The organism is Akkermansia muciniphila, assembly GCF_002884975.1.
Taxonomy (GTDB): domain Bacteria; phylum Verrucomicrobiota; class Verrucomicrobiia; order Verrucomicrobiales; family Akkermansiaceae; genus Akkermansia; species Akkermansia muciniphila_C.
Genome location: NZ_PJKB01000001.1, coordinates 443,951 through 470,112 on the forward strand (window position 1 = coordinate 443,951; position 26,162 = coordinate 470,112).

26 protein-coding genes and 1 tRNA gene are annotated in these 26,162 nt (G+C 55.9%); 11 read left to right on the top strand and 16 right to left on the bottom strand.

All coding sequences use genetic code 11. The features are described 5' to 3' along the window. Positions 1–6: 6 nt before the first annotated feature. From CXU21_RS01845 to CXU21_RS01885, 9 genes are all read right to left on the bottom strand, one after another. The gene (locus tag CXU21_RS01845; protein WP_102724841.1) at positions 7–2,205 is read right to left on the bottom strand and encodes a vWA domain-containing protein; all 2,199 of its coding nucleotides are present in this window, start codon (positions 2,203–2,205) and stop codon (positions 7–9) included. Positions 2,206–2,223: 18 nt separating this feature from the next. Continuing rightward, the gene (locus CXU21_RS01850; RefSeq protein WP_102711346.1) at positions 2,224–3,210 is read right to left on the bottom strand and encodes a vWA domain-containing protein; all 987 of its coding nucleotides are present in this window, start codon (positions 3,208–3,210) and stop codon (positions 2,224–2,226) included. A 6-nt stretch (positions 3,211–3,216) separates the two neighbouring features. Then, the gene (locus CXU21_RS01855) at positions 3,217–3,831 is read right to left on the bottom strand and encodes a hypothetical protein (RefSeq protein WP_102724842.1); all 615 of its coding nucleotides are present in this window, start codon (positions 3,829–3,831) and stop codon (positions 3,217–3,219) included. A gap of 19 nt (positions 3,832–3,850) precedes the next feature. Continuing rightward, entirely contained in the window at positions 3,851–4,741 is an 891-nt protein-coding gene (locus CXU21_RS01860; RefSeq protein WP_102724843.1) for a DUF58 domain-containing protein, read from the bottom strand. A gap of 94 nt (positions 4,742–4,835) precedes the next feature. After that, positions 4,836–5,819 (bottom strand): AAA family ATPase, encoded by a 984-nt coding sequence (locus tag CXU21_RS01865; protein WP_102711352.1) that lies wholly within the window; start codon positions 5,817–5,819, stop codon positions 4,836–4,838. A 55-nt stretch (positions 5,820–5,874) separates the two neighbouring features. Further along, a complete protein-coding gene (gene gatA / locus CXU21_RS01870; protein ID WP_102724844.1) occupies positions 5,875–7,287 on the bottom strand; it encodes an Asp-tRNA(Asn)/Glu-tRNA(Gln) amidotransferase subunit GatA in 1,413 nt (470 codons plus the stop codon). A gap of 55 nt (positions 7,288–7,342) precedes the next feature. Further along, on the bottom strand, positions 7,343–7,636 hold the full coding sequence (gene gatC, locus CXU21_RS01875) for an Asp-tRNA(Asn)/Glu-tRNA(Gln) amidotransferase subunit GatC (RefSeq protein WP_102724845.1): 294 nt from the start codon (positions 7,634–7,636) through the stop codon (positions 7,343–7,345). Positions 7,637–7,681: 45 nt separating this feature from the next. Next, positions 7,682–8,014, bottom strand: a complete 333-nt coding sequence (locus tag CXU21_RS01880; RefSeq protein ID WP_102711358.1) for a hypothetical protein — start codon at positions 8,012–8,014, stop codon at positions 7,682–7,684. Beyond that, positions 8,011–8,628 carry a hypothetical protein gene (locus tag CXU21_RS01885; RefSeq protein ID WP_146016511.1) on the bottom strand — a complete coding sequence of 206 codons (618 nt, stop codon included), beginning with the start codon at positions 8,626–8,628 and terminating at the stop codon, positions 8,011–8,013. Before CXU21_RS01885 ends, CXU21_RS01880 begins: the two co-directional genes overlap by 4 nt. A 343-nt stretch (positions 8,629–8,971) precedes the next feature. On the opposite strand from CXU21_RS01885, the gene CXU21_RS01890 reads away from it, so the two are divergent. Genes CXU21_RS01890 through CXU21_RS01905 form a run of 4 tightly spaced genes read left to right on the top strand, consistent with a single transcriptional unit; the run spans position 8,972 to position 13,405 of the window. Then, positions 8,972–9,784, top strand: coding sequence for a hypothetical protein (locus CXU21_RS01890; protein WP_102724846.1), 813 nt, complete (start codon positions 8,972–8,974; stop codon positions 9,782–9,784). After that, positions 9,781–10,989: a tetratricopeptide repeat protein gene (locus CXU21_RS01895; RefSeq protein ID WP_102724847.1), complete on the top strand. Its 1,209-nt coding sequence runs from the start codon at positions 9,781–9,783 to the stop codon at positions 10,987–10,989. Before CXU21_RS01890 ends, CXU21_RS01895 begins: the two co-directional genes overlap by 4 nt. Continuing rightward, complete coding sequence (locus CXU21_RS01900) at positions 10,989–12,524, top strand: SUMF1/EgtB/PvdO family nonheme iron enzyme (protein WP_102724848.1); 1,536 nt, start codon at positions 10,989–10,991, stop codon at positions 12,522–12,524. Before CXU21_RS01895 ends, CXU21_RS01900 begins: the two co-directional genes overlap by 1 nt. 35 nt (positions 12,525–12,559) lie before the next feature. Beyond that, positions 12,560–13,405: a hypothetical protein gene (locus CXU21_RS01905; RefSeq protein ID WP_146016513.1), complete on the top strand. Its 846-nt coding sequence runs from the start codon at positions 12,560–12,562 to the stop codon at positions 13,403–13,405. Between the two features lie 86 nt (positions 13,406–13,491). Here the strand turns inward: CXU21_RS01905 and CXU21_RS01910 are convergent, their stop codons facing one another. Genes CXU21_RS01910 through CXU21_RS12540 form a run of 3 tightly spaced genes read right to left on the bottom strand, consistent with a single transcriptional unit; the run spans position 13,492 to position 15,437 of the window. Then, entirely contained in the window at positions 13,492–14,529 is a 1,038-nt protein-coding gene (locus CXU21_RS01910) for a PDZ domain-containing protein (RefSeq protein WP_102724849.1), read from the bottom strand. A 20-nt stretch (positions 14,530–14,549) separates the two neighbouring features. Continuing rightward, on the bottom strand, positions 14,550–15,299 hold the full coding sequence (locus CXU21_RS01915) for a S1C family serine protease (protein ID WP_102724850.1): 750 nt from the start codon (positions 15,297–15,299) through the stop codon (positions 14,550–14,552). 9 nt (positions 15,300–15,308) lie between these two features. Further along, positions 15,309–15,437 carry a hypothetical protein gene (locus CXU21_RS12540; RefSeq protein WP_257997340.1) on the bottom strand — a complete coding sequence of 43 codons (129 nt, stop codon included), beginning with the start codon at positions 15,435–15,437 and terminating at the stop codon, positions 15,309–15,311. A gap of 186 nt (positions 15,438–15,623) precedes the next feature. Between CXU21_RS12540 and CXU21_RS01920 the strand changes: the two genes are divergently transcribed. Next, positions 15,624–15,698, top strand: a tRNA-Gly gene (locus tag CXU21_RS01920). A gap of 123 nt (positions 15,699–15,821) precedes the next feature. Here the strand turns inward: CXU21_RS01920 and CXU21_RS01925 are convergent. Together CXU21_RS01925 and CXU21_RS01935 are read right to left on the bottom strand one after the other, a co-directional pair. Continuing rightward, positions 15,822–18,122 carry a DGQHR domain-containing protein gene (locus CXU21_RS01925; RefSeq protein ID WP_219723144.1) on the bottom strand — a complete coding sequence of 767 codons (2,301 nt, stop codon included), beginning with the start codon at positions 18,120–18,122 and terminating at the stop codon, positions 15,822–15,824. A 4-nt stretch (positions 18,123–18,126) separates the two neighbouring features. Then, a complete protein-coding gene (locus tag CXU21_RS01935) occupies positions 18,127–18,978 on the bottom strand; it encodes a DNA adenine methylase (protein ID WP_102724853.1) in 852 nt (283 codons plus the stop codon). Positions 18,979–19,524: 546 nt separating this feature from the next. On the opposite strand from CXU21_RS01935, the gene CXU21_RS12275 reads away from it, so the two are divergent. The 3 genes from CXU21_RS12275 to CXU21_RS01940 all read left to right on the top strand — a co-directional run bounded on the left by CXU21_RS12275 (position 19,525) and on the right by CXU21_RS01940 (position 21,056). Further along, the gene (locus CXU21_RS12275; RefSeq protein WP_180972582.1) at positions 19,525–19,698 is read left to right on the top strand and encodes a hypothetical protein; all 174 of its coding nucleotides are present in this window, start codon (positions 19,525–19,527) and stop codon (positions 19,696–19,698) included. Between the two features lie 135 nt (positions 19,699–19,833). Continuing rightward, entirely contained in the window at positions 19,834–20,091 is a 258-nt protein-coding gene (locus CXU21_RS12280) for a hypothetical protein (RefSeq protein WP_180972583.1), read from the top strand. Then, positions 20,076–21,056 (top strand): BACON domain-containing protein, encoded by a 981-nt coding sequence (locus CXU21_RS01940; RefSeq protein ID WP_146016910.1) that lies wholly within the window; start codon positions 20,076–20,078, stop codon positions 21,054–21,056. Before CXU21_RS12280 ends, CXU21_RS01940 begins: the two co-directional genes overlap by 16 nt. A gap of 116 nt (positions 21,057–21,172) precedes the next feature. Here CXU21_RS01940 and CXU21_RS01945 read toward each other — a convergent pair whose 3' ends face one another. Both CXU21_RS01945 and CXU21_RS01955 read right to left on the bottom strand, forming a co-directional pair. Then, positions 21,173–22,360 carry an acyltransferase family protein gene (locus tag CXU21_RS01945; protein ID WP_102724855.1) on the bottom strand — a complete coding sequence of 396 codons (1,188 nt, stop codon included), beginning with the start codon at positions 22,358–22,360 and terminating at the stop codon, positions 21,173–21,175. Positions 22,361–22,721: 361 nt separating this feature from the next. Then, on the bottom strand, positions 22,722–23,519 hold the full coding sequence (locus tag CXU21_RS01955) for a LexA family protein (RefSeq protein WP_102724857.1): 798 nt from the start codon (positions 23,517–23,519) through the stop codon (positions 22,722–22,724). 112 nt (positions 23,520–23,631) lie between these two features. Between CXU21_RS01955 and CXU21_RS01960 the strand changes: the two genes are divergently transcribed. The 3 genes from CXU21_RS01960 (at position 23,632) to CXU21_RS01970 (ending at position 26,115) form a co-directional block, all read left to right on the top strand. Further along, positions 23,632–23,949 (top strand): hypothetical protein, encoded by a 318-nt coding sequence (locus CXU21_RS01960; RefSeq protein ID WP_146016911.1) that lies wholly within the window; start codon positions 23,632–23,634, stop codon positions 23,947–23,949. Positions 23,950–24,373: 424 nt separating this feature from the next. Next, positions 24,374–25,561 carry an iron-containing alcohol dehydrogenase gene (locus CXU21_RS01965; RefSeq protein ID WP_257997341.1) on the top strand — a complete coding sequence of 396 codons (1,188 nt, stop codon included), beginning with the start codon at positions 24,374–24,376 and terminating at the stop codon, positions 25,559–25,561. A 17-nt stretch (positions 25,562–25,578) separates the two neighbouring features. Beyond that, positions 25,579–26,115 carry a flavodoxin family protein gene (locus tag CXU21_RS01970; RefSeq protein ID WP_102711382.1) on the top strand — a complete coding sequence of 179 codons (537 nt, stop codon included), beginning with the start codon at positions 25,579–25,581 and terminating at the stop codon, positions 26,113–26,115. Positions 26,116–26,162: the final 47 nt, after the last annotated feature.

Genomic DNA, 26,162 nt, shown 5'->3' on the forward strand with positions numbered 1-26,162 from the left:
TGAGGGTTAATAGTCCTTGTCCGGGGGGATTTCCGGGGAGCGCTGGGGAACGGGGCAGCCGGGTTCAATATCCCTGCGTTCCATCAGGATAGCCCTGGCTTCACGGCGTTCCTTTTCCTCCTTGCTTTCCTTTTGCGTGGCTATTGGTACGGGCTTGTCCCCTTCCGGGCGCGGCTGGGGCTGCGGCTGTTCCGCTCCCGGCGTTTCAGGCAGCTTGTCTTTTTCCGGAGAGGAGGGCAGCGGGGCGTTTTTCATCTCATTCCGGTCCCCCTGGTTTTCCCGGCCCTGGGCGTTGTCCTTGTCCTGCTGGTCCTTGTTTTGCTGGTCCTTGTTTTGCTGGTCCTTGTCCTGCTGGTCCTTGTCCTGCTGGTCCTTGTTCTGCTGATCCTTGTTCTGCTGATCCTTGTTCTGCTGATCCTTGTTCTGCTGATCCTTGTTCTGCTGATCCTTGTTCTGCTGATCCTTGTCCTGCTGATCCTTGTTCTGCTGATCCTTGTTCTGCTGATCCTTGTTCTGCTGATCCTTGTTCTGCTGATCCTTGTTCTGCTGATCCTGCTGCTCTTGTTGTTTTTTCTTTTCTTCTTCCAATTTCTTCTTTAATTCCTCAAGCTGTTTGCGGTATTCGTCCAGCGCCTTGTCGTAACGCAGCATGTCTTCCCTGTTGGCAGCGGCTCCTTCATGAGAACGGTAAGCATTAATGGCATCGTCAAAACGTTTGACGGCTTCCTTGACGTGTTCTTTTGCCACGGGAATTTTTGCCAGCCGGGCGTCTATTTCCTTGATCTGGTCATCAATGGAGGAGGATTGGGGCTTCGGTTGTTCCTCTTCCGGCCCGGAGAAGGTCATGGTTTTCCTAGCCTGGGCGGCTTCCAGGTTGCCAAGGTTGAAGTGGGAGTCCGCCTGGAGGCTGGCTTTGGGAGAAAGGAGCGCCCGGGAGAAGGCTTCAGCGGCTTCCTTGGCGTTGCCCTCCTTCCGTTCCAGCCAGCCTTTGGCGAATTCCAGCGCCTGGCGCGTTTCTTCCGCCAGGTCCGGTGCGGAAAGCATTCCGTCAATGGCGTTGACTGCCTCCTCCGTTTTTCCCGTGCGCAGCAGGTCCGTGACGTTATCCAGGGCGCTCGTGTCCGCACGCGCCTCTGTGCCCAACAGTCCGGCGGAGAGCAGGAGCATGGCTCCCAGGGCGGCCATGCCGCGGCGCCCGGAACGGCGGAAGGAGCGCCAGCGGGTGCCGGCAAGAAGGGTGAGGATCAGGCAGATCAGGGCCGGAACGGCAAAGATGACGTAACGGTCATTCGGCACGCGGCGCACTTCCTCCCGCCCCTCCGTGACGTCCAGGCGGTCCGCAATGTCCTTGACGAAGCGGTTGAGCGCGGCTCCGTCGGAGAGCTGCACATACTGGCCGTCCGTCTGCCGGGCCAGGTATTGCAGGCTTTCCGGATTGAGCTTGGAAACGACGTGCTGGCCGCGGCGGTCGCGGTAAAGGCCGGAGGGGGATTGTTCATCCGGAATGGTGGTACCGATGGTGGTGCCGATGCCCGCCGTGACGATGATGAGTTCATGCTGCCTGGCGGCTTCCGCCGTCTTGTAGGTGATGTTGACGGTGTCTTCACCGTCGCTCAGGATGACCAGGGCATTTCTGGCGTCCGCCTCCTTGTCCCGCTTGAAGGTCTGGAGGGCCAGCCGAACGACGTTTTCCAGGTTGGTTCCCCCCTGGGAGACCCAGCCGAATTGAAGCTGTTCAATGGTTTCCTTCAGCGCGTTGTGGTCATGGGTGAGGGGCATGAGCAGAACGGCGTCCCCGGAGAAGATGATGATGCCGAAGTTGTCCCCCGGCAGGGCGTCCAGCAGGTCATAGGCGGCGGTTTTAGCCCTTCCCAGGCGGGTGGGGGAGGCGTCCTTGCTGAGCATGGAGCGGGAGCAGTCAATGGCAATCAGGATGTTGCGCGATTTGGGAATTTCCCTTACCTCCGTGTATCCGTCCACCGGGCGCGCAACGGAGAGGATGGCGAAGATGGACGCCAGCACGGCAAAGATGACGGGGAGCACCCGGTGCCAGGTGGCCGGAGCGTGAACCAGCTCCTGCCGGTATTCCGGGGAGACGAGCACTTCCCATTTTCTGGAACGGCGGCGCCACAGCCACCAGGCCGCCGCCGCGAGCAGGGCGGGGAGGATAAGCGCGTACAGAACGTAGGGATAAAGGAAGGTCATGGCGGGGAAGGGATGGTGTTACGGCGCGGGGGCGGGTTTGAGCACTTGCAGGGAGAGGCCCAGAAGCGTCAGCGCGGCGCCCGTGACAAGGAAGTACATGAAGTATTCCTCAATGTGGCGGACGGTCTGCACCTTGGCCTCGCTTTTTTCCAGCTTGCCGATGGAGGTGAACGCCTTGTTGAAGGAGGCCATGTTGGTGGCCCGGAAGTGTTCCCCGCCCGTAATCTGGGCTATTTTCCGCAGGGTGGGTTCATCAAATTCACTCTGCACCACCATGCCGTTCGCCAGGGTGCCGTCTTCCGTGCCCACGGCGATGGTATAAATCTTGATGCCCAGCTTGGCCGCGTTTTCCGCCGCCACCAGCGGGGATATCTGGCCGGAGTTGGAAGCGCCGTCCGTCACCAGGATGATGATTTTTGATTTGGTGTCCTTGCGGTCGTCCAGCCGGGTGGCCGCCGCCGCAATGGCGGAGCCGATGGCCGTGCCGTCCGCCTGGATCATGCGCAGGTGGAAGTCACGGATGATGCTGTTGACCAGGGCGTGGTCCAGCGTGAGGGGGCAGAAGGATTTGGTTTTCCCGGCGAAGCCCACGACGCCGATGCGGTCGTCCGGACGGCTGTCCACAAACTGGGTGATGACGTGCTTGGCCGCCACCAGGCGGTTGATGGGCATGCGGTTAAGGACCATGTCCGGCGTCTCCATGGAGTAGGAGAGGTCAAAGGCGATCATGATGTCAATGCCGTTGACAGTGCGGAAGGTTTTGTCCTCCACCTTCTGCGGGCGGGCCAGGCCGATGGTGATGGCCGCTGCCGCCAGCACGAAGCAGACGGCCCCTATTTTCCCGGCCAGGGACTGGGGCGTGCGCGCCAGGGAGGCGATGAAGCGCACGGTGGGGTAGGTGATGGAGCCTTCCGCGCCCCGCCTGCGGCGGAGGATGATGAGGCACAAGATGAAGGGAAGAACGTAAAGCCATTCAGGTTGTGCGAATTGGAAGTGTTCCGTCATGGTGTGCTAGCGTTGGTTGGAGCGTGCGGCAGGTTTTTTGACGACGAGGTCCGTTTCCTCCTTCGTGCGCCGGGCGTCGTCCTCGATGTCATTGATAAGTTGGACTGTGTCGTCCGCCAGTTCGTTGACCAGGGAGTCGTTTTCCGGGGTGTCCGGTTCATATTTCAGGGCGGCCATGCGGTCCAGCAGGTCGCGCGTGGGGGTCTGGAGTTCAGAGGGGAGTGCGGTAAGCGCGTCCGCCCGGCGGTTGAACTCCTGCTGGGTTTCATACAGCGCCGGGTCCTTGGTTTCCCCCACCAGGTACTTGCGGAGGAGCAGGGAGAATTCCACGGCGGCCTGCCTGAGGGTGGGGTGGGTTTCCCGGAGGGCCGTGATGTCCCGGATGGCGGTTTCCGCCGGGGTAAGCGGCACGGCAGGAGTGCGCCCCTTCCTGCGGATGAGCACGATGACGGCGATGGCGACGGCCAGCAGGATGGCCGAGAGCATGATCCAGATGCCCCACGTATCCCAGAAGCCCGCGTGCAGGTAGGCGTCCGGGGACTGCGTTTCCATCAGCGTGGGGAAGGCCGGCGGTTCCGGAATGGCCGTGGGGGGAGTCTGGAAGGTGGCGGGAGCGGGCATGGCTGGCGGGGAAGGGGGGTTAGCGTGAGAATTTACGGGACCTTCTGGAGAAGAGGGCCTGGAGGGGCGGCATGAAGTTGTCCGTGGTCTGGAGGTCCAGGAAGTCGATCCCCAGGCGGCGGAAGTCCTGCGTCCATTTTTCGCGGTGCAGGTGCACCACGTTGGCGTGGGCTTCCCGGACATCCTGCCGGGAGAGGTTCAGGAACATGCTCCGGCTGGTTTCCGGGTCTTTCAGGATGACGCGCCCGGCGTCCGGAAGGTGAAGTTCCATGGGGTCCGCCACACGGATGGGGATGAAATCATGCTTAAAATTGAGCTGGCCCAGGGCGGCCTTGTTGTGCTCGCTCCAGAAGTCACTGATCATGATGACCATGGCCGCCTTTTTCTGGGAAAGGACAAGCTGGCGGGCCACGTCAGAGATGCTTTGGTCGGTCCCGTCGTTTTTGCTGGCTACGATTTCACGCACGATGCGCAGGGTCTGCTTGATACCCTTGGCCGGGGGGATGTACCGGGAGTGGCTGTTCCCGTAAATGAGGAGGCCGCACTTGTCCCCGCTCTGGGCCGCGCTGAAGGCGAGCACCGCCGCCACTTCCGCCGCGTAGTCCAGTTTGGAGGCGCGGGCTGCGGAGGAGGCGTAGTGCATGGAGCCGCTGACGTCCACCGCCAGAATGACGGCCTGCTCCCGTTCCTCCCGGAAGCGGCGCACGAAGGGGGAATTCATCCTGGCCGTCACCTTCCAGTCAATGAAGCGGGGATCGTCTCCCGGCATGTATTCCCGGAAGTCGTCAAAATCCAGCCCCTGGCCGCGGAAGCCGGACTGGTATTGCCCGGCGAAGCTTTCCGTGGCCAGATGCCTGGCGCGCAGTTCAATGCGGCGCACGCGCTTGAGAATGTCTGAGGCTTTATCCATGAAGTAATCCTCCCTGTTTGAGTTCAATCAGGTTTTAACGAGGTGCCCCGCAGGGCCTGAAGGATAAGGGCGGGGGAACGCCCGCCTTCTGCCGTCACGGCACGGGGACCTTCGTCAGGATGTGGTCAATGACGTCGTCCGTGGTGATGTTTTCCGCTTCCGCTTCATAGGAGAGCAGGATGCGGTGGCGCAGGATGTCATGGGCCAGGTCCTTGATGTCCTGCGGGGTGACGAAGGAACGGTGGTGCATGAAGGCGTTGGCGCGGGAGGCCAGGGCCAGGTTGATGGTGGCGCGGGGGGATGCGCCCGCGCGGATGAGGCCGCGCAGCTTCACGTCCACCGTTTCCGGGAAACGGGTGGCGCGCACCAGGTCCACGATGTAGCCGCGCACGGCGTCGTCAATGTAAATCTGGTTCACCAGGTCGCGGGAGGCAGCCACCTGTTCCGGCGTGGTGACCGGAGAGGTTTCCGGCGGCTTGGCGGAGCTTGCCATGAGGTCCAGCACCTGGAGTTCCTCCTCTCGGGTGGGATAGGTGACCAGCACCTTGAAGAGGAAGCGGTCAAGCTGGGCTTCCGGAAGCTGGTAGGTGCCTTCCTGGTCAATGGGGTTCTGCGTAGCCAGCACCAGGAAGGGGTCCGGCAGGCGGTAGGTGGTTTCACCCAGCGTCACCTGGCGTTCCTGCATGGCTTCCAGCAGGGCGGACTGCACCTTGGCGGGGGCGCGGTTGATTTCATCCGCCAGAATAAGGTTGGCGAAGATCGGGCCTTTCTTGGCCGTGAACTGCCTTTCCTCCGGATTATAGATCATGGTGCCCAGCAGGTCCGCCGGCAGGAGGTCCGGCGTGAACTGGATGCGGGCGAACTGCGCGTGCAGCGTGCCCGCCATGGCTTTGACGGAAAGCGTCTTGGCAAGGCCGGGCACGCCTTCCAGAAGAACGTGCCCTTTGCAGAGGAGGCTGAGGATCAACCTGTCCACCAGCGCCTGCTGGCCGATGACCACCTTGCCAACCTCCGTTCTGAGAGCAGAAATCCACGATGAGTTCGCGGCGATAATTTCGTTGAATTCTCGGGTGTCCATGATTCTTAGTAGCGGGTGAGACAGTCTGCCGTGCGCCGGCGTTGAAAAATTCCGATTATTTCCCAAGGGCAAATCCGGTTTTTAACAGAAGATCTTCCCGGAAATGGGGGGCGATCATCTGGAAGCCCACCGGGAGTTCCAGGTTCCCTTCCTTCACGGCTCCGCAGGGGATGGAGATGGCGGGCAGCCCGGCCAGGTTGGCGGGGATGGTGTAAATGTCCGCCAGGTAGGTCTGGAGGTGGTCCAGCGCGGAGTCTCCGATTTTAGGCGCGGGCGCGGGGGAGGTGGGGCCCACGATGATGTCCGCCCTGGAAAAGGCTTCCGCAAAGTCTTTGGCCACCAGGGAGCGGACCTTCTGCGCGCGGGAGTAGTAGGCGTCATAGTAGCCGGAACTGAGCACGTAGGTTCCCAGGATGATGCGGCGCTTGACTTCCGGGCCGAAGCCCTCTTCACGGGTGCGTGAGAAAAGTTCCACCAGGCCGTTGGCGTCTTCCGCCCGCTTGCCGTAGCGCACGCCGTCAAAGCGGGAGAGGTTGGAGGAAGCCTCCGCGCAGGCAATGATATAATAGGCGGCCACCACGGCGTCCGCGTGGGGAAGGCTGATTTCCACCAGTTCCGCGCCCAGGCTTTCCAGTTGCTTCACGGTGTTCTGCACGGCCTCGGAAATGCCCGGATGGTTGCCGGAGGTGAAATATTCCGCGGGGATGCCCACTTTTAGGCCCTTGACGTCGCGGCCCAATGCGGCCTCAAAATCCGGCACGGGCTGGTCTGCGGACGTGGAGTCCTTCGGGTCGTGCCCGGAGATGGCCTGGAGCAGGATGGCGGCGTCTTCCACCGTCCGGGTCATGGGGCCTATCTGGTCCAGGGAGGAGGCGAAGGCAACCAGGCCGTAGCGGGAGACGCGTCCGTAAGTAGGCTTGAGGCCCACGATGCCGCAGTGCCCGGCGGGCTGCCGGATGGAACCGCCCGTGTCCGAACCCAGCGCGGCGATGGCGGTGGCGGACGCGACGGCGGCGGCGGAGCCGCTGGAGGAACCGCCGGGGATGTGGTCCGGAGCGTTCGGGTTGCGCGTGACGCCGTAAGCGGAGTTTTCACCGCTGGCGCCCATGGCGAATTCATCCATGTTCGTCCGGCCCAGGGGGATGCCGCCCGCTGCCTTCAGCAGGCGGATGGAGGTGGCGTCATAAGGAGAAGCATAGGGAGCCAGGAGGCGGGAGGCGCAGCGCGTCGGCTGGCCCAGGACGTTGATATTGTCCTTCACGGCGATGGGGATGCCGGCCAGGGGGCTGGCAGTGTCCGCCGCGGCTGCGGCCCGGAGGGCGGCCTCACGGTCAAAGGAGATATAGGCGTTGGTGGTCTGGTCCGCCTCAATGGCGTCCGCGGTCAGGTTGACCAGGTCGGCGGGGGAAAGTTCCTTGCGGCGCAGGCGGTCGCGCCACTGGGCCAGGGTGCCTTGAATGCTTGACATGGAAAGAAAGGGGTAAGAACGGTTGAAACGTGAAAAGGGAGGGACCGGGAGGAGGTCAGGCGGATTCCACCACCTTGGGCGTGCGGAACTGCCCCTGGGACTGCTGGGGGGCGTTGGAAAGGGCTTCCTCCTGGGAAAGGCCGGGTTCCGGAACGTCCTCGCGCATCACGTCCATCGTGGGCAGGGGATGGTTCATGGGGGCGATGCCCGTGACGTCATAGGATTCCAGCTTGGTGATATAGGCCAGGACTTTGTCCAGGTCCTGGGAAAAGAGGGCGGCTTCTTCCTCCGTCAGGTCGATGCGCGCCAGTTTGGCAATGTAGGCTACGTCAATTTGGGGCGTGCTCATGATGTGGGAACGTGCGTAATATATAAGAGAAAGGGAGGGTGAGGCCTATTGCTGTTCCAGCAGGCGGACAATCCAGCAGAAGGAGGCGGCGATGGCGCAGACCAGCAGGCCCAGCAGCATGAAATTTTCACGCAGCTCCCGCCTCATGTTGGTGGCGCGGCCGTCGCGGGCCACCACGGCGCGCAGGGCGCGGTTCTGGGTGCCTTCCCGCACGCGGTCCGGCGGGGGCATGGTATTGCGGTCCAGGCGCATGCGCGTTTGCTGCGCGGGGCGTTTGAGAGAGGCTTCCAATTCCTGGATGCGGTTCTCAATTTCCCGGGAAGCGCGGTCCAGTTCTGCCAGTTCTGAGGAACGGCGTTTGGCTTTTCTTTTAATCATGATGCGGAGGGGCTGAAAATCCAGATGAAGAAGAGGATGATGAGGGCGATCAGGAGCAGGGGAAGGTGGAAGGAAAGGCCCTGGAGGAACTGGGTCATGAATTCACGGGAGCTGATGCGCACCTTGCTGGAACGGCGCACGCCCGTGAGCACCTTGGTGTGCTGCATGCGGGCGCACTGCTGGACGGCGTCCGCGAACTCCTCCTCGCAGCGGTCAATGACCTGCTGGCCCTGGCTGATCAGGTTGTCCGTATTTTCAATGGGCCATTCATCCGGGCGCACGGTGCTGAGCATCTTCAGGCTGCGCGTCAGGGTCATGTGAATCTGTTCCAGTTCATTGCTCTCCTGCCGGAGGCTCTCCACCTCCCGGGAAATGAGGTCCGCGGCATTCACCATGCGGTCTCCCAGTTCATTCTGCTGGTCCATGAAGCGGGCCTTGCGCAGATGGCTTTCCTCCAAACGGCGGCGGGAGCTTTCCACCTCCTCCTTCTCCTTCCGCAGCTGTTCCAGCCTCAGCTGGGCCTGTTCCATGTCGGAATCCACCTGGTCGTCTGCCTGGGGATTGAAACCGGGATCGGCGTCCATGCGGCGGTATTGGGGATTGCTTGGTCTCATATGCGGTAAAAATGATGCGTGCCGGGATACGGGAATGCAGTGGATTACGGCGTTTCCGGGCAATATGGCCCCGTCAGGCAATCCCTGCGCGTGTTATTATTTAACTTTCACAAAATAAATCAAGCCAAGAAGAAGGTAAAAAGTGATTTTCCAAGTACATCCCCGGAACGGAATGCAGGGGCGTTTTATCCACCCCCGCCGCATGTCCGGACCCTCTGCCGGGGAGGAATCCGCCCCTCTTTCCCGCAAAGGTGGATGGCATGCGCTTTTTTTATGGTCAAGGGCATGGCATTGTTGGTATGTAAGGAACATGCAGTCTGACACGGTAGAATGTAAGCCGACCATGTGGTTCACCGGCAGGGCGGTTCTCATGGCTCTCATGTTCCTGGGGTTCGGAGTGTACTTTTATTATGATGCCTCCACCGGGTATCCTCAAAAAAACCTGGAATTTTTCATGCACAAGGCATTTGTGGATGCCGGCGCCCTCTTTGACCGTGAAGTGGGCGGAAACGGCGCGTCCCGGGATGACTGGGAGCGTACCGTCATGGCGCGCACCGTGGAATTCCCTGAGGGGTACAAGATACCCTCAGGCGTGGACAGGACCGCAACGGCATGGCCCGCCGTGCTGGCGGATTACGGGCTGATGTCCGCTCCGGGGAAGGGGTGGAGCGCCGCATGGCAATCTTATTCCGGAGAAATGCGCTACCCGATCAAGCCGGAGGACCATCCGTATGACGCCTCCAAGATTTTTGAACAATGGGTGGCCGGAAGCGTCTGCATGGTGCTGGCCATGGTGGCCCTGTTCTTCCTGGTCAGGACGCGCGGCAGGAAAATGGCCCTCAACAAAGGGCAGGTGATGGCTGCCGGCAAAACCTTCCGCGTGGAGGATATTGCCCGTCTGGATTTGCGCCGGTGGAAGCTGAAGGGGCTGGCCCTTGCGACGCTGAAGCCGGAATGCGGAGGAGCCCGGATCAGGCTGGACGGGCTGACCTACGGAGGCTTCCGCAAGGAGGACTCCCCCAACAACGCGGAAGATTTCATGAAGGCCCTTCTGTCCCTTTACCGGGGAGAGGTAGTTGATTATGAAGAAGCTCCGGATGCGGACACCCCGTCTGCCCGGAAGGATGGCGGGGAACATGCGGAGCATGGCATATGAGCGAGTTCTCCCTACCGGAAAAAAACGCCCGTGACCGTGCGTTTGGCATCGCCTGCTGGACGCTGGGCGCGCTGGCCTTCATCCTGCTCCTGATGGTGGGCGTCTCCTTCAGCCTGTCCGCCCGTACCGTGGTGGTGGAAAAAGTGGTGGAAATGCCCGTGGCCGTTGCGGCGGAAGCCGCCCCTCAGGCCCCGTCTGCCGCTATTGAAGACGGGGACCCCGCGGATGTGGCCGCCGTACCGGGAACATCTTCTGAAAAACCCCGTTCCGTGGAGGAAATGCTCCGGGATGCCGACCTGTCTGATCCGGCCGACGATCCGGACCCCGCCGCCGTGGCGGCTGCCGTGCCGGGAGGGGGGGATGTTTCCTCCCAGGCCCCCCGGGCGCCGGAGGACCCGGCAGAAGCCATGCCGCCCATGACGGAGGAAGTGGCGGAACTCGTCAAGGCGGCGCGGTATGCCCAGATTGACGGAGACCTGAAAGTGGCGGTGGTGAAGCTGGAGCAGGCCATGAGGCTGGAGCCGGACAGCCCGGTGGTGCTTTATTACTACGGCCTCACATATGAATGGCTGCGGAATGCGGATAAATCCCGGGAGTTTTTCCTGAAGGTATACACCCAGCGGGAGAAAGCGGGGAAATACTTCGCGCGCGCTGCCCGGCACCTCCAGGCCGGTTTTTCCAGCCCGGCGGACCTGCGGGGCGATATGTCCTTCGGCACCATTCTGGAATACCGGGACCCGGAATGCCCCGCCGGGGAGCGCGTCAAGCTGATTGTCCCCATTCTGATGAAGGATGGCCTGAACGTCAGGCCGGAGGACCTGCGCGTCATCGTCCAGTTCTTTGACAAGGTCAACGGAAAAAAAGTGGAAAAGACGCACGCTCCGGAACCCTCCTCGCGGTGCGTCACGGAACCGGCGGACTGGGCGGACGGGGAGGAAATCATGGAGGTGACCTACTACATGCCCCCCCTGACGGAGGAGGAGACGATCGCCTACGGAAGCCTCAAATATTACGGGTATACCGCCAAATTATACTACAAGGGTGAACCGATGGATTGCCATGCCTCCCCCCCTGTGCTATTCTTGCTGGAACAGATGAACCAGAGCTCCCCTTCCGGCATGCCTGAAATTTATGACGGCGGCCTGCTTCCCCCGGTGGAGGCGTCTCCGGTTTCCGACACCTATGACTCCCTTCTGCCCCCCTGATGCCTGAACTGTCCATGTTTGACCTTCCCCACAACTTTGGAGACTACACGCTGGTGGCGTTCATCGGCCGCACGCGGGGAGGGATTCTCTACCAGGCCATCCAGCAGGGCATGGACCGTTCCGTGTTCCTGGAACTGCTGGAACCGGACAACGCGGAGGGCGTGAGCGTGGAGGAATTCCTGATGAAAGCCCGCACGCGGGCGGCTGTCACCGCCCCGGTGCTGGGCACCGTTTATGAGGCCTCCCAGGCCCAGGGGTACTGGTTCGTCACCAGTGAACAGCTGGGAGGCTCCTCCCTCCAGTGCATGCTGGACCGCGGCCAGGCCCTGTCCATGAAGGACCTGCTGAAAGTGATTGAAACGGTCGGCGGCATGTGCGGCAGGTATGAACGCCTGCAAACCGCCTTCAACGTCATGGAGCCGCGCCACATCTTCCTGGATGACAAGTCCGCCGTGCGGCTGATGAATACGGCCATGCCCGGTGACTTTCATGAAGAAATATCCCGCGCGCAGATGGAGCGCCTGGGGGCGGACCTGCTGCCCCTGGTGACGCCGGACGTGCCCGGAACCACCCGCATGCGCACCCTGCTGGAATGGATGCGGGAGGGCCAGAACGGCAAGCCGATGCAGTGGGACCAGGTCATGGAGCTGATTGCCGCGGTCCGCGAACAACTGGGGCTCTCCCCGCGGGCCACCACCCACCGCTATACCGTTCCCGTGGAACCCCGCGGAAAAACCGGAAAATGGATGCTCTGGGCCGGAGCGGGCCTGCTGGGCGCGGGAATAGCCGCTGGTGCCGTGCTCCTTTCACTCCCCGGGGAGGAAGTCTCCGGGCCTGCACCGCCTCCGGCGCCGAAACACTATCCTGATTTCTCCGCCAGCGACCATACGGAAGTACGCGTGAACCTTCCCGGCGGCGGCGAACTGATCGTGGGAGCCCATGAAATTACCATGGAATCCTACCGCCTGTTTCTGGACCAGTGGGCGCGCCTTACTCCGGAGCTGAGGGAGGAATATTCCCATCCGGACCAGCCGGACAAGCAGGCCGCCACCCACGTTCCCGCAGACTGGGAAGCCATGTGGACGGCGGCCAACACTCCCGGGGGGAAATGGAAGGGCAGGAAAATCACGCCCCGTTCCCCCGTCGTCAACGTCACCTTCTGGGATGCCTGGGCGTATGCGGGCTGGAAGCCCGTGCCCCCCGGAGAGCCCCGTTACCGCCTGCCCGCGCGCCGGGAATGGATGGCCCTGGGAAGCATGCTGGAAACGGGTGAAAAAGGGGATAAAACCCTGGTGATTGACCGGTACAGCAATGACTATGATCTAAAAACGGGCGTGTGCGGCATGGCCTCCGGCGTGATGGAATGGACCTCCTCCATGGAAAAAGACCCCGCGCGCGTGAAGGAACCGCCGGGCCCGGTGGCCTGCGGCGGGGACTGGAAGCACCCCGGCATCACCAACCGGGTGGAATACCTGCGTTCCCGCGGAGAAAGCCGGGACAACCTGGGCTTCAGAATCGTGCGGGACGTCCGCTGACCTGTTTAAAAACACATACTCGACATACCAATACCATGAAACACATCCTTGCAATGCTGCTGCTGGCCCTGATGGGGGCGTCCGGGGCCCTGGCCCAGATTTACGTGAAAGTAGTTCCGGAAAAGAAAACCTTCCTCAGCGGGGAGGCCATGTACATGAGGCTGACCGTGACCAACAACTCCGGCGTGCCCGTGGAACTGAAGAGCCAGGAATACTCCTCCTGGCTGGACATCCATGTGGAGCACTCCACCGCGGGCGCGGAACTTCCCCAGTCCAGATTTGCCATGTTCCCGCCGCTCAAGGTTCCCGCCGGCATGAGCGTCTCCCGCAAAATTGACCTGCGCCACTTCTATGACCTCTCCCGGGAAGGAAACTACCATGTGCAGGCTGTCGTGAAAATGCCCAACCAGAAGGACATGTTCGCCTCCCAGAAATCCCTCTTCGCCGTCCGGACCGGCACCCCCATGTGGTCCCAGACCGTAGCCATTCCGGCCAGCGCCAAGCGGTGCACCTTCTCCATCTGCACCATTGCCGTGCGCGGAATCCAGAAACTGTACGTGCAGACGAAAGACCCGGATACGGGCGTGGCGTATAATGCCGTCTGCATCGGAGACTGGCTGGGCACCACGCGCCCGCAGTGCATGGTGGACGGCAAGGCGAACGTGCACGTCTTCTTCCCCACCACTCCGCTTCTGGGAGCGTATTCCCGCATCAACTGCCGCGGAACCATGGAAAAGCTCCAATACTACAAGAAGGTGATGGGCTCCCCCTCCATGGTCTTCCTGCCGGACGGCAGCGTGCGCGTGACCGGAGCCGTCCACTATGACCCCACTGTGCAGCCCAAGGCGGTGCCGGATGCCGCGGACGTGCCGGGCATGTAAGCCTGGCTTCTTTTTTCAGAATCCGCGCGGGGGAGGGTAAACTGTCTCCCGCGCGTTTTTTTGCGCCGGAAAAAGCGGAAAATGGTTCAGGAATCTCCCTGGGGCTTCTTCTCCGGCTGCTGCGCTTTCTCCAAAATGCGCTTTACGCTTTCCTGAACCACGCTGATGGGAAGGGCGTAATTCTCCGCCCGGTTCACCCTGGCGATGTTCATGCCGATAAGCTCTCCCTTCAGGTTGAGCAGCGGGCCGCCCATCAGCGTATACCGGGAAGGGGTGTCATGCTGTAGAACCATGGGGAAATCATCCCGGCGCTTGCTGAAGCCCCCGCTGATCAGGTCATTGGAATTCTGGGGCGTATCCTCCCCCAGCGCCTTCCGCCGGGAACCCAGCGTGATGGCGTAGGAAACCTTGTTGCCCTTGCGGTTGACCTTCAGCGTTACCTTCTCCCCGATCTCCTTCTTTGACAAAATGGGGTAAATGGCTTCCAGCGTGGTGACGGGGGTGCCGTCCACGGCCAGAATCTCATCCCCGTCCATGGCTCCGGCCCTGGCGGCTGGACCATCCTTGACGACCTCCTGAATGGAGCACGGAGCGGCAAAAATCACGCCCATGTAGGCCGTATCACCGTTCGGGATGGGGCGCTGCGCCGCACTGAGCGTGCCGAGCTGGGCCCGTCTGGAACTGCGGGTGGTGGAACCGTTGCTGACCACCAGCATGCCCATGTGAGCCTCATTGCTGACGGGGCCGGGAGCGGCCAGGCCGGAAGCGTCCACCTTCACCACGGCGATGTCCGTGGCCGGATCCGTGCCGATCTCCTTGAAATGGCTGTACTTGGCAGCCCCTATCCGGATCACCGGATTCTGGTGGGAGTGGAGTTCGGAAGCCTTGGTGGCTATATAGCCGTCCGGACTCAGGACAATGCCGTAAACCATCACGTCATGGCCGGAAAAGAAAACGGCGCTCAACTCCTGAAGGCGTTCGCGGACGGGTTCAATAGTCTTCAGAACCGTCTTTCCATTGATGCGCTGTTCAAAATCCAGGCTCCCGTTATAGCCTTCCGCCACGGCGGAGGGAAACAGGGAACAGGCCACGGGAAGCAGGTATGCGCAGGAGGGGAGTTTCATAACCGGCGGGAATAAATGATTTAACTGTCCTGTTCCGGTGACGGGGGAAGGGGCGCTTTTCCTCCGGTGGGAGGTTCCATCAGGGCGTCGAAATCCTTCATGGGAACGTGGAGGTTATCCTCCAGGCCGGAACCAACCCGGCTATGAATGCCGATCAACTCTCCGTTCAAGTTGAACAGAGGGCCGCCGGAATCCCCGCGGATCAGCTTGCAATCCGTCTGGATGACGCCATTCTTAAGGGAAACCACGCGGCCCAGGCGCACCATCGGGCCGCGTTTCTGGTCCAGTCCGCCGCCGTGGCCCAGAGCGAACACCCAGTCTCCTACACGGGGCAGTTTCTCCGTCCGCTCTACACGGGGAAGGTCTTTGTCCAGCCTGGTGGTGATTTCGGCCAGGCCGGCGTCGGACTCGCTATTCTGCGCCGTGGTCTTTCCGAGCAGGCGCGTACCGTCCGGCATGATGATCTTGAGCACGGTCCCCTGCTTGTCAACGACGTGGGCCGCTGAAAAAATCAGCCCCTTCTCCGAGACCAGGATGCCGGAGCCGCTCCCATTATTCACCTCAATGCAGACCAGGGCCGGAAGCACTCTGGGTAGCACCTGCTGAAGCTGGTGTTCAATGCGCTGGAGATCTTCTACGGACTGTGGCGTGGTGGAAAGGATTCCGGCGCCGTCCGCAGACTGCGCCGGAGCCTGCGGAAAAGGCGCCAGCAGGGCTGTGCCGCAGAGAATGGCGGAAAAACAGGGTTTCCGGAAGGCCGTATTCATCATTGCCTGGAGCTATTGGACGGAAGCGGGAACTTCCGTCTTCTGCTGGTCCGCCTGTCCGTCTCCTGCCAGGGAATCATGATAATGCATGCCGATGAACAGGCCTGCCAGCGTAATAAGGGTAATGAGCAATTCTTTCATGCCGCCACAGCATAGAATTTGTCCCTCCGTCTGACGAGAGAATTTCATTTATAAGCCACACTTTGATACAGTTCGGCAGACAAGGAAGGACCGCGGGACGGGAAAATTCCAAAATAAAGATTGCTTTTTTCCGCCGCACGCGTATAAACCCTCCAGCGGCCAATTCCGGTTCGCTGACCCATCCAAGCGGATGTAGCTCAGGGGTAGAGCGCAACCTTGCCAAGGTTGATGTCGTGGGTTCGAATCCCATCATCCGCTCCATTTTTCCAAGAGAAGTGGTTGTGAGTCTCCATTTTAGAATGAAAGAGGCCCACTCAAGAATAGACTGGATTTTTATGGTCGTGAAGAGGCTTGGCAATTTCATTCTTCCTCATTCTTCCTCCGCTAACTGGTCGCTAAGATAAGTTTTTCAAGCTTTTGTAAGAATTCATATTCAGTTGTAGTTACACTATAACTAGTGAAATCTTGTTTTGAAATTTTATCTAGTTCCTTTATCCATTCTGTTTTTTTATCTTTGCCGCCGATTAGCTTTTCATCTCCAGGTATTGTACATATTTTTTCAAATAGGGAACTCCAATTATCTCCGTAAAGTGCAATTTTCCGATAATCTCCAATTTGGAGACAATTCCAAGGGTCAGTTTTAGGTTCGTCAGAAGCTTTCTGATAATCAATATCGGTAGCTCTTTTATGTAAATCTGTAAAAACAGATTTAGGTATACCTAGTTTTAACCAATCATTTGGGCCATATTTGTTCATAAGAGCTTCTTTAAATGTAAGTGTCATCCATTCTCTTATTTCATGTATAATATCCAGAGATTGTACATTGTATGTTTTGGATTGATCTTTCCAGTATTCATCCAATCCATCAACAATAAAGTCTTCTCTTGTATTACGAATTGCTCTTTGTAGTATTCTCCAATATTTAGTTCGACCTCCTGTACCGTAACATCCTTTTAATTCTAATTTTTCTTCAGGAGTAAGCCCCTGCAAAAAATGCAATAATGGATCTAGGTAGTAATCAACGGACTCTAGAAATGTAGACATATTGACAGATTTAGGATCTAGCTTCTCTTTTGTAATAATAGTATCTGCAATGTCATTAAAAATACGGAGTAAACTAATAATCCCTGCATTGATTGTAAGATAACCGGCATTGTCTTTGCCTTGGTTCCATTCTGTAGTCAAATTTTTCTGAACACGCCTAAAACAACCTACTAAAAAAGAGTATAATAATTTAGCTGTTTCATCATTATCTCCTAAATCAAAAGTCCCATGTTTTCGAAGTGTTTGGTCTGTGTATATATTAAAAAAATTACTAGAATCTAATCCTATTTTTATGGAATCAATACTAATGCATTTTGTCGCTGTGCTGGTTGATTCTCCCACCAAAATACGATCATATAGAGGAGAATCTTTTGTCTCTCCTAATTTTTGCGCAAGGTGAAGTTTTAAAGCCACTACCTGATTTGTTTTATTTTCATCAGTCCAAAGTAGATCAGAATTTAATGTATTTCTTAAATTTTTTGAAACAGATTTCTGATTTTCATTAATTTGCATGAATAACTTTACTTGATCTTTACGACTCAGGTTTACAAATAAAACTACGGGTATAGTATTTGATTTGCTGTATTTGGTGTCTGTATAACCATACAAACGATGCTGTCCATCAATAATATAAGCACTTCCATATTTTTTAGGAAGGTGCAGAATGCCGATTTTGGACTCTGTGTCTTCTACCTGAGTAGTAGCTTGATCAAATTGTAGGGCTCTCCGTGTATCAATATTGACAACGATAGAGTTAGGGAAGAAGCCGCCTTCATCAATAAATTGTCGAATTGACTGTAAGCGACTCTTTTTAATAAGGCGCTGATAAGTAGGCATCATTTCTGCATTTGCTTTACTTCGATGTAGAACATAACTAATTTTTAATAATTTTTCAGGTTCTATTGAGAAGGAATAATATTTATACCCACCCATTTTCCCAGATATAGCCGGTATTTTGTTCGCTATTCCAGGTATGTCGCTACTACGAAATATATTTGCTAATAATTGGAATTTAGATGATGATCCAAGATGTTTTGCTAATTCCCTATAATATTCTAATACATCTTCATCAAAATGTAGGATATTAAATTCTTTCAATCTATCTTGATCATTTTTTGATAAATAGTAGTTATTAGTTGCTAAAATCCATTTGAATTTATGATTATTTAGTTTTAAATTCTTTTTAAGATTAGTTATTATTCCTTTTTGAAATCCACTGATAGCCTCAATGTCTTTTTTGAAATTGCCACATTTCGGACCTTCTGGTGCTGATTTACATTCAATCAACAATACGCATTCATCATCTACTGCGAATACGTCAATTTGTTTGGTTAATTTAGCATCTGATTTGTGATAAGGAAGATCAAAATTTCTATCTTTATTCATGTAATGAAACCCCATATCGGCAAAAATATTCCAGACTTGATCTTCAAATGCCATGTCTTGAGATTTTTTTTTGATTATACGGGCACTTTGTTTATAGTACTTACATACAGACCATCCTTTTTTTTCACGTTCGGAGATTTCAGAAAGGGGGATGCTTTCACTAAGATAATCGCTTCGGCGTCTTTTCTTTTGTGCTCGCAATTCATGGCCTGTTACAAGTTTGTTTTGGAGACAATTCTCTTCTTCTCTTTTCATAATTTTATCTAACAATATTAGTAAATAAGAATTCGTCTACATGTCCCCGTTGAGCGTTTTTTCCACCAAGTAAATTAGCTCGGTTGACTTGAATTAATAAATCGCCTTTGTTAAATATTTCAGATATTTTACTGTGGGCGGCATTAGTTAACACGTAGAAAGCTTTCTTTAATTTAATTTTATCAATTAAATTACTAAGACGATATTGGTCTTCTAATGAGAAAATCTTTTGATTGTATTTAATAAATCCATTATTATTGTGTGAGATCGTATACGGAGGATCTATGAAAATAAGATCTCCTTTTTCAATGCGAGAAAGTGTTGACTCGAAATCACAACACATTAATTCAGCTCCTTGTAATTTAGCGCTGGCTTTTCGTAGTACATTTTCATTCAAAACAATTTTATTCCTATACCCATAAGGGACATTATATTTTCCTTTAAGATTGACACGATATATACCATTAAATGACGTTTGATTTAGGTATATAAACCGTGCAGATTTTTCTACCAGAGAGGGCGGAGATGAATCGCGTAAATTATAATAAAAATCTTTTTCATTAGGATATTTCCTTAATAAGGAAATTATTTCATCAACATTATCACGTATGCTGAGATAAGTTTCAATAAGCTCTCGGTTGGAATCAGATAAAAATATGCGACCATGGTGGGTGAGAGAAAAAAATACGGAACCTCCTCCTAAGAAGGGTTCATGATAGTTGACAAATGAACATTCGCTCAAAAGAGGGCGTAGATACTTGACTATCCAGCTTTTCCCTCCAGCCCAACGTAGAAAAGGTTTTGCAACATTTTCTTCAGGAAAATGATCCTTTGGTTGAGATTGGTGGATTTTCATCGGAAACGCGTTGCTCTAATATAGAAGATTTTTTACAACAATACAATATAATTTCCCCAGTGTAGTGCTTGAGAGTACGATCTGCCCTGAACGAATTTTGGAAAAACTAATTTAGGGTAACTGGGAGTGTAAACAGGTCCATTCTTTTGAGGGCGAATATGTTGACGATATCGACCTCTCAACTTTTTCCTAGGGAATGAATCAGAGTACATCGACTATTTAGTGATTTTTGAGTAGAGACATCATAGGGTATCAATGGCTTTTTTTTCTTTGTTATTTTGTATTTTATAAAAATATATTATCCATTAATCATTCTAGGAAAATCTAAGAAAATCTTGATCATATATGGGGATTTTGAATAACTGGCTCATGAGTTTGCAGCAGTGCGAAGAGACGTCTAAGGGAACATCGGTTAGAGATTTAACCGTACTTTTCCGAAAGCTCAGCGAATTCGTCAATTCAGTGAAGGTTGACGGTAATAATTAATATCCAAGCAAACCGGACGGGTTCATACAATCCTGGACGGGGGGCCTGATTTAACGTTTCATGCAGGATGCTATTTTTCTGCAACAGATACAGGATTTTTTTGAAGTGGCAGCAATGATTGCTGTGTATTCGGAAAATGGAGGACACGTTAAACCAGGGGATGGCTGGATCAGATTCCGGTTGCCCCGGCTGGAAAAAGGGGCTCCTGTGGAAACCACCATAGAAGCTATCTAACCGTTGAAGCTGTCAAAATCCGGGAAGACCGCAGGCTTTTCGCGAGCGAGAATGTTTTTGGAGTTACCATCATGAATATGAAGGCAGCAGAGTCGTCATGCCACTTCATTACAAGTAACAACAATAAACAAAACCATGAATACTATTAATATTCTCAATGGAGTCACCCTGGCATCCCAGGAGGAAGTAACCGGACATACCGGGAATACAACGATGCATCTTACGGAAGAAGAGCGTACGGCCTGGAATTCCGCCGCCGCTATTCCTGACGCATCCGGTACTTACACCGGCAACAACACGCACGCAGGCGTGGAAACATTCAACGGGGCTGTGGTTTTGAACGGCCCCGTAACATCGACGCACTGGAAACCGGGCGCATGCTCGCGAAGGTGACGGCTTGTTCCTGCATACCTCTGATAAGCGCCTTCAACGCGACGGTTAAGCAGAAGGGGCCTATGGGGTTCAATATCTCCAGGCCTGCCGACGGAAGGCCAGTAAAAGTGGGAGGCACCGGAAACCCGTGGGGATGGTGGAGCAAGGACAAGGTCGTTGTACAAATCAATTTCGTTCCGGATGAACGGGCCGTTTTTGAGGTGGGCTCATGCACGTTTGCGGATTTTACCGCTCCTCCGGAAGATCATTATGCCTATGCCCATACCATACGGCAAACAGGCAATGCCGCCGGCATTTATATCAGTCTTCAAATCGACAGTGCTCTGCGCAAATTCCGGGTGAAATATCATTCCAGGCTCTCGAATTCCGCCGTGGCTCCGGGGGTGCTGAGCGTTTATGAATGGGATATGCCGGAGGAATTTTACAATGTTAAAATGGCACGCCTCATTTATGCCTACCGTCACCAGTATCTGGACGTGTATTACGTGACGCCCTCGGGAGAACTGAAGCTTATCGCTGCTACGCCGGCCTCACAGGGTTACGCCATCACTGAGGCTCAATTGCTGTTTCATGGCAACAGTGAAATTTATTCCGCCATAGCGCACGTGGAGGATAACAAGCTGAGGGACTGGCTCGGCAAGCAGCCGCTTCCCTATTCCCGTTCCAAATGGGTTGAGCGCAATTCGAATGCTCCTTTATCCGGTATTGATCTGCCTTCTGCCGGGGGAAGCTCTTCGTTGACGCTGAATTCCGGCGTCGGTTCTGCATGGACGCTGGTTTCAAAGCCCGACTGGCTGGACGCAGGTGCGGAGCATTGGAAGAACGGCGCTGTCGTGACCGTATCAGCCGGAGCTGCGGAAGAAACGCGGCATGGCTCGCTCATCCTTGCGACGGATGGCAACCATGCGGCGGCCGGAGTTAAAGCCTATGAAAAAGTTGTCATCACGCAAACTGTCCAAGCGTGAGGCAGATGTAAATAACGGTCATGGCCTGCTCTGGGCTGATGGGCAGTAACGCTTGAAGCGGCTGTCCGCATCAACCGACAGAGGCGAACATTGGTTCGCATTCAGACGGGCGGCTTTTAGCCGTCCGTCTTTTTTTGGAGTACGGAAGATGAAGGTTCAAGGCTGCGGTTATTTTTCCGTTTCAGGAAATGCTTCGCCAGGAAGCTCCGGACGGGTTCATCGTAGAACTTCAGGCAGAGCCAAGCCAGCAGGATGCTTCCGATGACGACGGCCAGAGCGCCGGGGAGGGATTCAGAGAAGGAGAGGTCTCCGTTTTTCACCCACGCATAGTACAGGTAGATGAACGGGTAGTGCACCATGTACAGGGGGTAGGAGATTCTGCCCAGGAACCGGCATATTTTATCCGTATAGGGATCAGTGATTTTTCCGGAAGCGCCAAAGAGGAGGATAAGGGGGAAGAAGACCGCGAAGCACACGGTTTCATAGAGGCTGTTCATCCAGAAGGCGTCTTCTCCCCCCAGCCGGGGAACGGCCAGCAGGATGGCGAGGGAAATGCCGCATAGCCAGAAGGAACCCTTGATGTTGACGGGCTTGAACAGGCGGAACAGAAGCAGCCCCGCGGAGAAGGAGTACAGCAGGCGCAGGGAGCCGCCTGTCCATTCCGTGCCGGTCATGGCGAAGCCGGAGCAGATGTCACCATTGGGTCCCCAAAAGCTGAAGGAAGCCAGGCCGCATCCGGCCAGGATCACCAGCACGGCCAGGGAACGCGTGGAGAGTTTCCGGATGAACAGCGCATAGAGAAGGTTGCCGATGTATTCAAAGAATAGCGACCAGCTTGGCCCGTTGAGCGGGTACATCTCTCCCAGTCCCCGGATTTCAAGGCCGGGAGGCGACGGAATCAGCAGGACATTGACGAAGGTGGCGACCAGCAGGGAGATGACCGCGACTTGGGACACATCCCATACGGAACAGCCCTGGAAATAAAAGATGAGCGCGCCGATGACCGCTCCTATCGCCACCATGGGCTGCAGGCGTATGAGGCGGCGCTTGATGAATTCCCCGGTCGTCATCGTTTTCCAGCGGTTGTCGTAGGCGTAACCGATGACGAACCCGGACAGCATGAAGAAGAAGTCAACGGCCAGGTAGCCGTGGTTGATGATTTGGTCCACATGGCTGGTGGCGTATGCTTCAAAGATATGGAACCACACGACGACAATGGCGGCCACCCCGCGCAATCCGTCAAGAATGTGGTAGTGATGTTTTTCACTTCCGGGTGGGATGGGAGAGTTCTGTGAGTTCGACATAGGAGAAGCTGTTTTTTAATGTTGTTTTTGTTTTGTTTTGAGAGAGTGTCCGCCGTATCAGCCCATTCCCCGCTACGGATAGCCCCGTACAGGGGAGAAATCATCCGGAGGCGCAGTTTTCGCGTTACCTAATCAAATACCATTCCACCCTGCAAGTTCTTTCATCCATTGTCCTTTATCATAGGGCTTTATAGGGGGAATAGGGGGAATAGGGGGAATAGGGGGAATAGGGGGAATAGGGGGAATAGGGGGAATAGGGGGAATAGGGGGAATCACCGCCGGGCAGGGAGGGAAGACGGCTTTAGAGGCGGGAGTGGATGGGGGACAGGGAGCGCCTTTTCCTGTATGATGGGGCAGAAGGCTACCCCTTGCGGTAGTTCGCGAGCGTTTCCACGTATATTCCAGAGATGCTGCCTCCCTCCATGGGGGCAATATCCTTGAACGCGGGATTGAGGGGCTGGAGCAGGTATTCCGTTTTTCCGGTTTCCGCATTTTTCCTCCGGATCAGTTTTTTCAGGGTCACTCCGCGGCCGTCGTTGTATTCCACGATAGTGCCCGGTTTCGGGACGGGCGGGGCCGTATGGCGCCGCATGACCACCAGCGCGCCGTCCGGGATGAGGGGTTCCATGGATTTTCCTTCCACGCGGACCACGTATTCGTTTTTGCCCAGGGGCCTTTCCATGTAAATGGTGGACGGGACGGTATCGCTTTCTGAAAGGGAGCCCGCGGCGATGTTGCCGACAATCTGCGTGCTGTATTCGCGCCTGCCAGGGGACGGGAATTGTTCCGCCAGCGGAACGAAGGGAGTTCGTTCCGGCCGGAGCTGGCGCACGTCCGCCGCTTCATCCGCCAGCTCGGTCAGCCACTGGCGCAGGGGAACTCCCTTTTCAGAGGCGGCCCTTTCATAGTTCCTCATGCGTTCCTCCGTGATTTCCAGCACAAGGCGGTTGGTCTGGATAGCCTCATTTTCCGGCTGAACCGGCCCGTATTGGGACATCAGGGAGTGGATTTTTAAAATGGCGTTGGAGGGGAAGGGGCCGGAGGGGGAAAGCCAGTTGTTGACCGTTCCTTTCTCCGTGCCGCATTCCCTGGCGAGCCAGTCACGGTCCTTTCCGATGGCTTTCAGCCAGTTTTTCACGTCCCCTTTTGTCGGTGTCATGGCTTGATGATACACGATTTTCGTGAATTGTCGATAAAAAGAAGTAAATTAAATCCGTGAAAAATGTGTTGACTGATTAACGAATATCGTTAAAAAAGAAGTCATGAAGTACATGCCTTTGGACATTTCCATGATGAAGCCGGAGCCGTTCCCGTATTCCGTGATGATGAGGTCCGACCTGCATCCCAAAAGACAGCCCTCCGGGGAAGAAGGATGGCGCGGCCGCCTGGGGGCAGTCTGCGGCGCAGTGCAAACGCTGGTCCTTCAATGCAGGGCAAAGGCGGAACGGCAGAAGATGGTGATGACCGTTCTTTCCGTCGCGGGGGCTTGTGCTTTCGGCCTGTTGGCCGTCGGCGTGTTCTGGCTGGCCGTAGAAATGGACAATTCCGATTTGCAGGCATCCAAGTCTTCCTGTTCCATAAGGCCGTAAGCCGGACCCTGGCCGGAGTTCCTGAGCGGTTTTTTGTGGCGCCGCTCCCGGAAATAAACAGGGACTGCGTTTGATGAAGCCGGGTCCGTTTTCCCCCGGTTGAAACGGCTTGCGAAAGCATGAAAGGTTCCAGTGGGGAACCGGAGTCCGGATGAGCTTCCATTGTTGCGGAGTTTCTCCGTGGCGGTGGGGGAATGAATAGAAATCGGCTCTTTTTTGAGGAGGAAACGGCAGGGGTTAATTATTTTTTTTGTGTCGGAAATATTTGGTAATAAGTTATTTGAAATGAAGATAAAATTATTTTTAAGATTTTTCTTTCATTAGAGCAGGTGTAACCTTTTAGATGATAGGTAGTGTGTTGCTTCCCGTTTCCGGACGAGTGTTCCGGGAGTCCGGGAAGCGGCCGTTAAACCAACCTGTCATCATGTCAAACCATACCCATTCCGCCTTTCTCATGCATGTGCCCACCCGGCTTCTTTTCGGGGCCGGGCAACTGGATAACCTGCATGTGGAAGCATTGCCGGGCCGCAAGGCCATGATCGTCATTTCCAACGGGAAGTCCACCCGGGCCAACGGTTATCTGGACCGCCTCACGGGGCAACTGGACAAGGCCGGAATCGCCTGCGCCGTCTTTGACCGAGTGGAACCCAATCCCCTGAATTCAACCGTCAATGCCGGAGGCCGGTTCGCCCGGGAACATGGCTGCGATTTCATCATCGCCCTGGGCGGAGGGAGCTGCATGGACGCCGCCAAGTCCATCGCGCTGATCGCAGTGAATGACGGCGATTACTGGGATTACATTCCCTCCGGCACGGGGAAGGGGAAGCCGGTTTCCAACAGGCCCCTGCCGATCGTTGCCATTACCACCACCGCCGGCACCGGATCGGAGGCGGACGCGGGCACTGTCATCACGAACGAGAAAACGCATGAAAAGACGGGCTTTGTCCATCCGGACCTGTTTCCGGCGCTTTCCATCGTGGACCCGGAGCTGATGCTTACCGTTCCTCCGCTGTTCACGGCCTTCCAGGGCTTTGACGCCCTGTTCCACAGCGTGGAGGGCTACGTTTCCAACGGCACGAACCTGATGAGCGACATGTACGCCCTGGAGGCCATTAAGCATATCAGCCGCTACCTGCCCAGGGCGGTGGCCGACGGCTCCGACCTGAAGGCCCGTACCCATGTGGCCTTCGGCAATACCCTGTCCGGCTACGTGATGTGCGTGGGCCGCTGCACCAGCGAGCATTCCCTGGAGCATGCCTTGTCCGCCTACCATCAGGGGCTGCCCCACGGGGCCGGCCTCATCATGATCAGCAAGGCGTATTTTACGCACCTGATTGAACGGCATGTGTCGGATGAACGCTTTGTCCGCATGGCGCAGGCCATGGGAATGCCGGAGGCGGCGGACCCCATGGATTTCATCACCATGCTGGACAGGCTGCAACGGGATTGCGGCGTAAGCGGCCTGCGCATGAGCGATTACGGCATTGCGCCGGAGGAGTTCGGGAAAATGGCTCACAATGCGCGGGAAACCATGGGGTTCCTGTTCCAGTGCGACCGCGCGGAGCTGTCCGTGGAGGATTGCGTTTCCATTTACCGGAAGTCTTATCTGTAAGCCGGGGAGCTTGTACCATGAGCAAGAAGATTTTAATCATTTCCTCCAGTCCGCGCAAGGGCGGCAATTCCGACCTCCTGTGCGATGAGTTCATGAAAGGGGCGCGGGGCGCAGGGCATGACGTGGAGAAGGTGCGCCTGGCGGAGAAGCGCATCGGCTATTGCCGCGGCTGCGGCGTGTGCCATGACACCCACGCCTGCCTCCAGAAGGACGATATGGAAGAGTTGCTGGACAAGCTGCTGGAAGCGGATGCCATCGTGCTGGCCACTCCCGTGTATTTTTATACGCTGTGCGGCCAGATGAAGACGTTTATCGACCGCACGGTTCCCCGTTATCTGGACATCCGTGACAAGGAGTTTTATTTCATTCTGGCCGCGGCGGAAGATAACCGGGCCAATATGGAGCGCACCGTGGAGTGCTTCCGCGGTTTTCTGGACTGCCTGGAAGGGGCGGTGGAGAAAGGCGTGGTTTACGGCACCGGGGCCTGGAAGATGGGCGGCATCAAGGGCAATCCGGCCATGAAGCAGGCCAGAATCATGGGGATAGGGGTTTGAGCCTTTTTCCCCACTAAAGAAGATCAGCCGTAAAACCGCCCATGGAA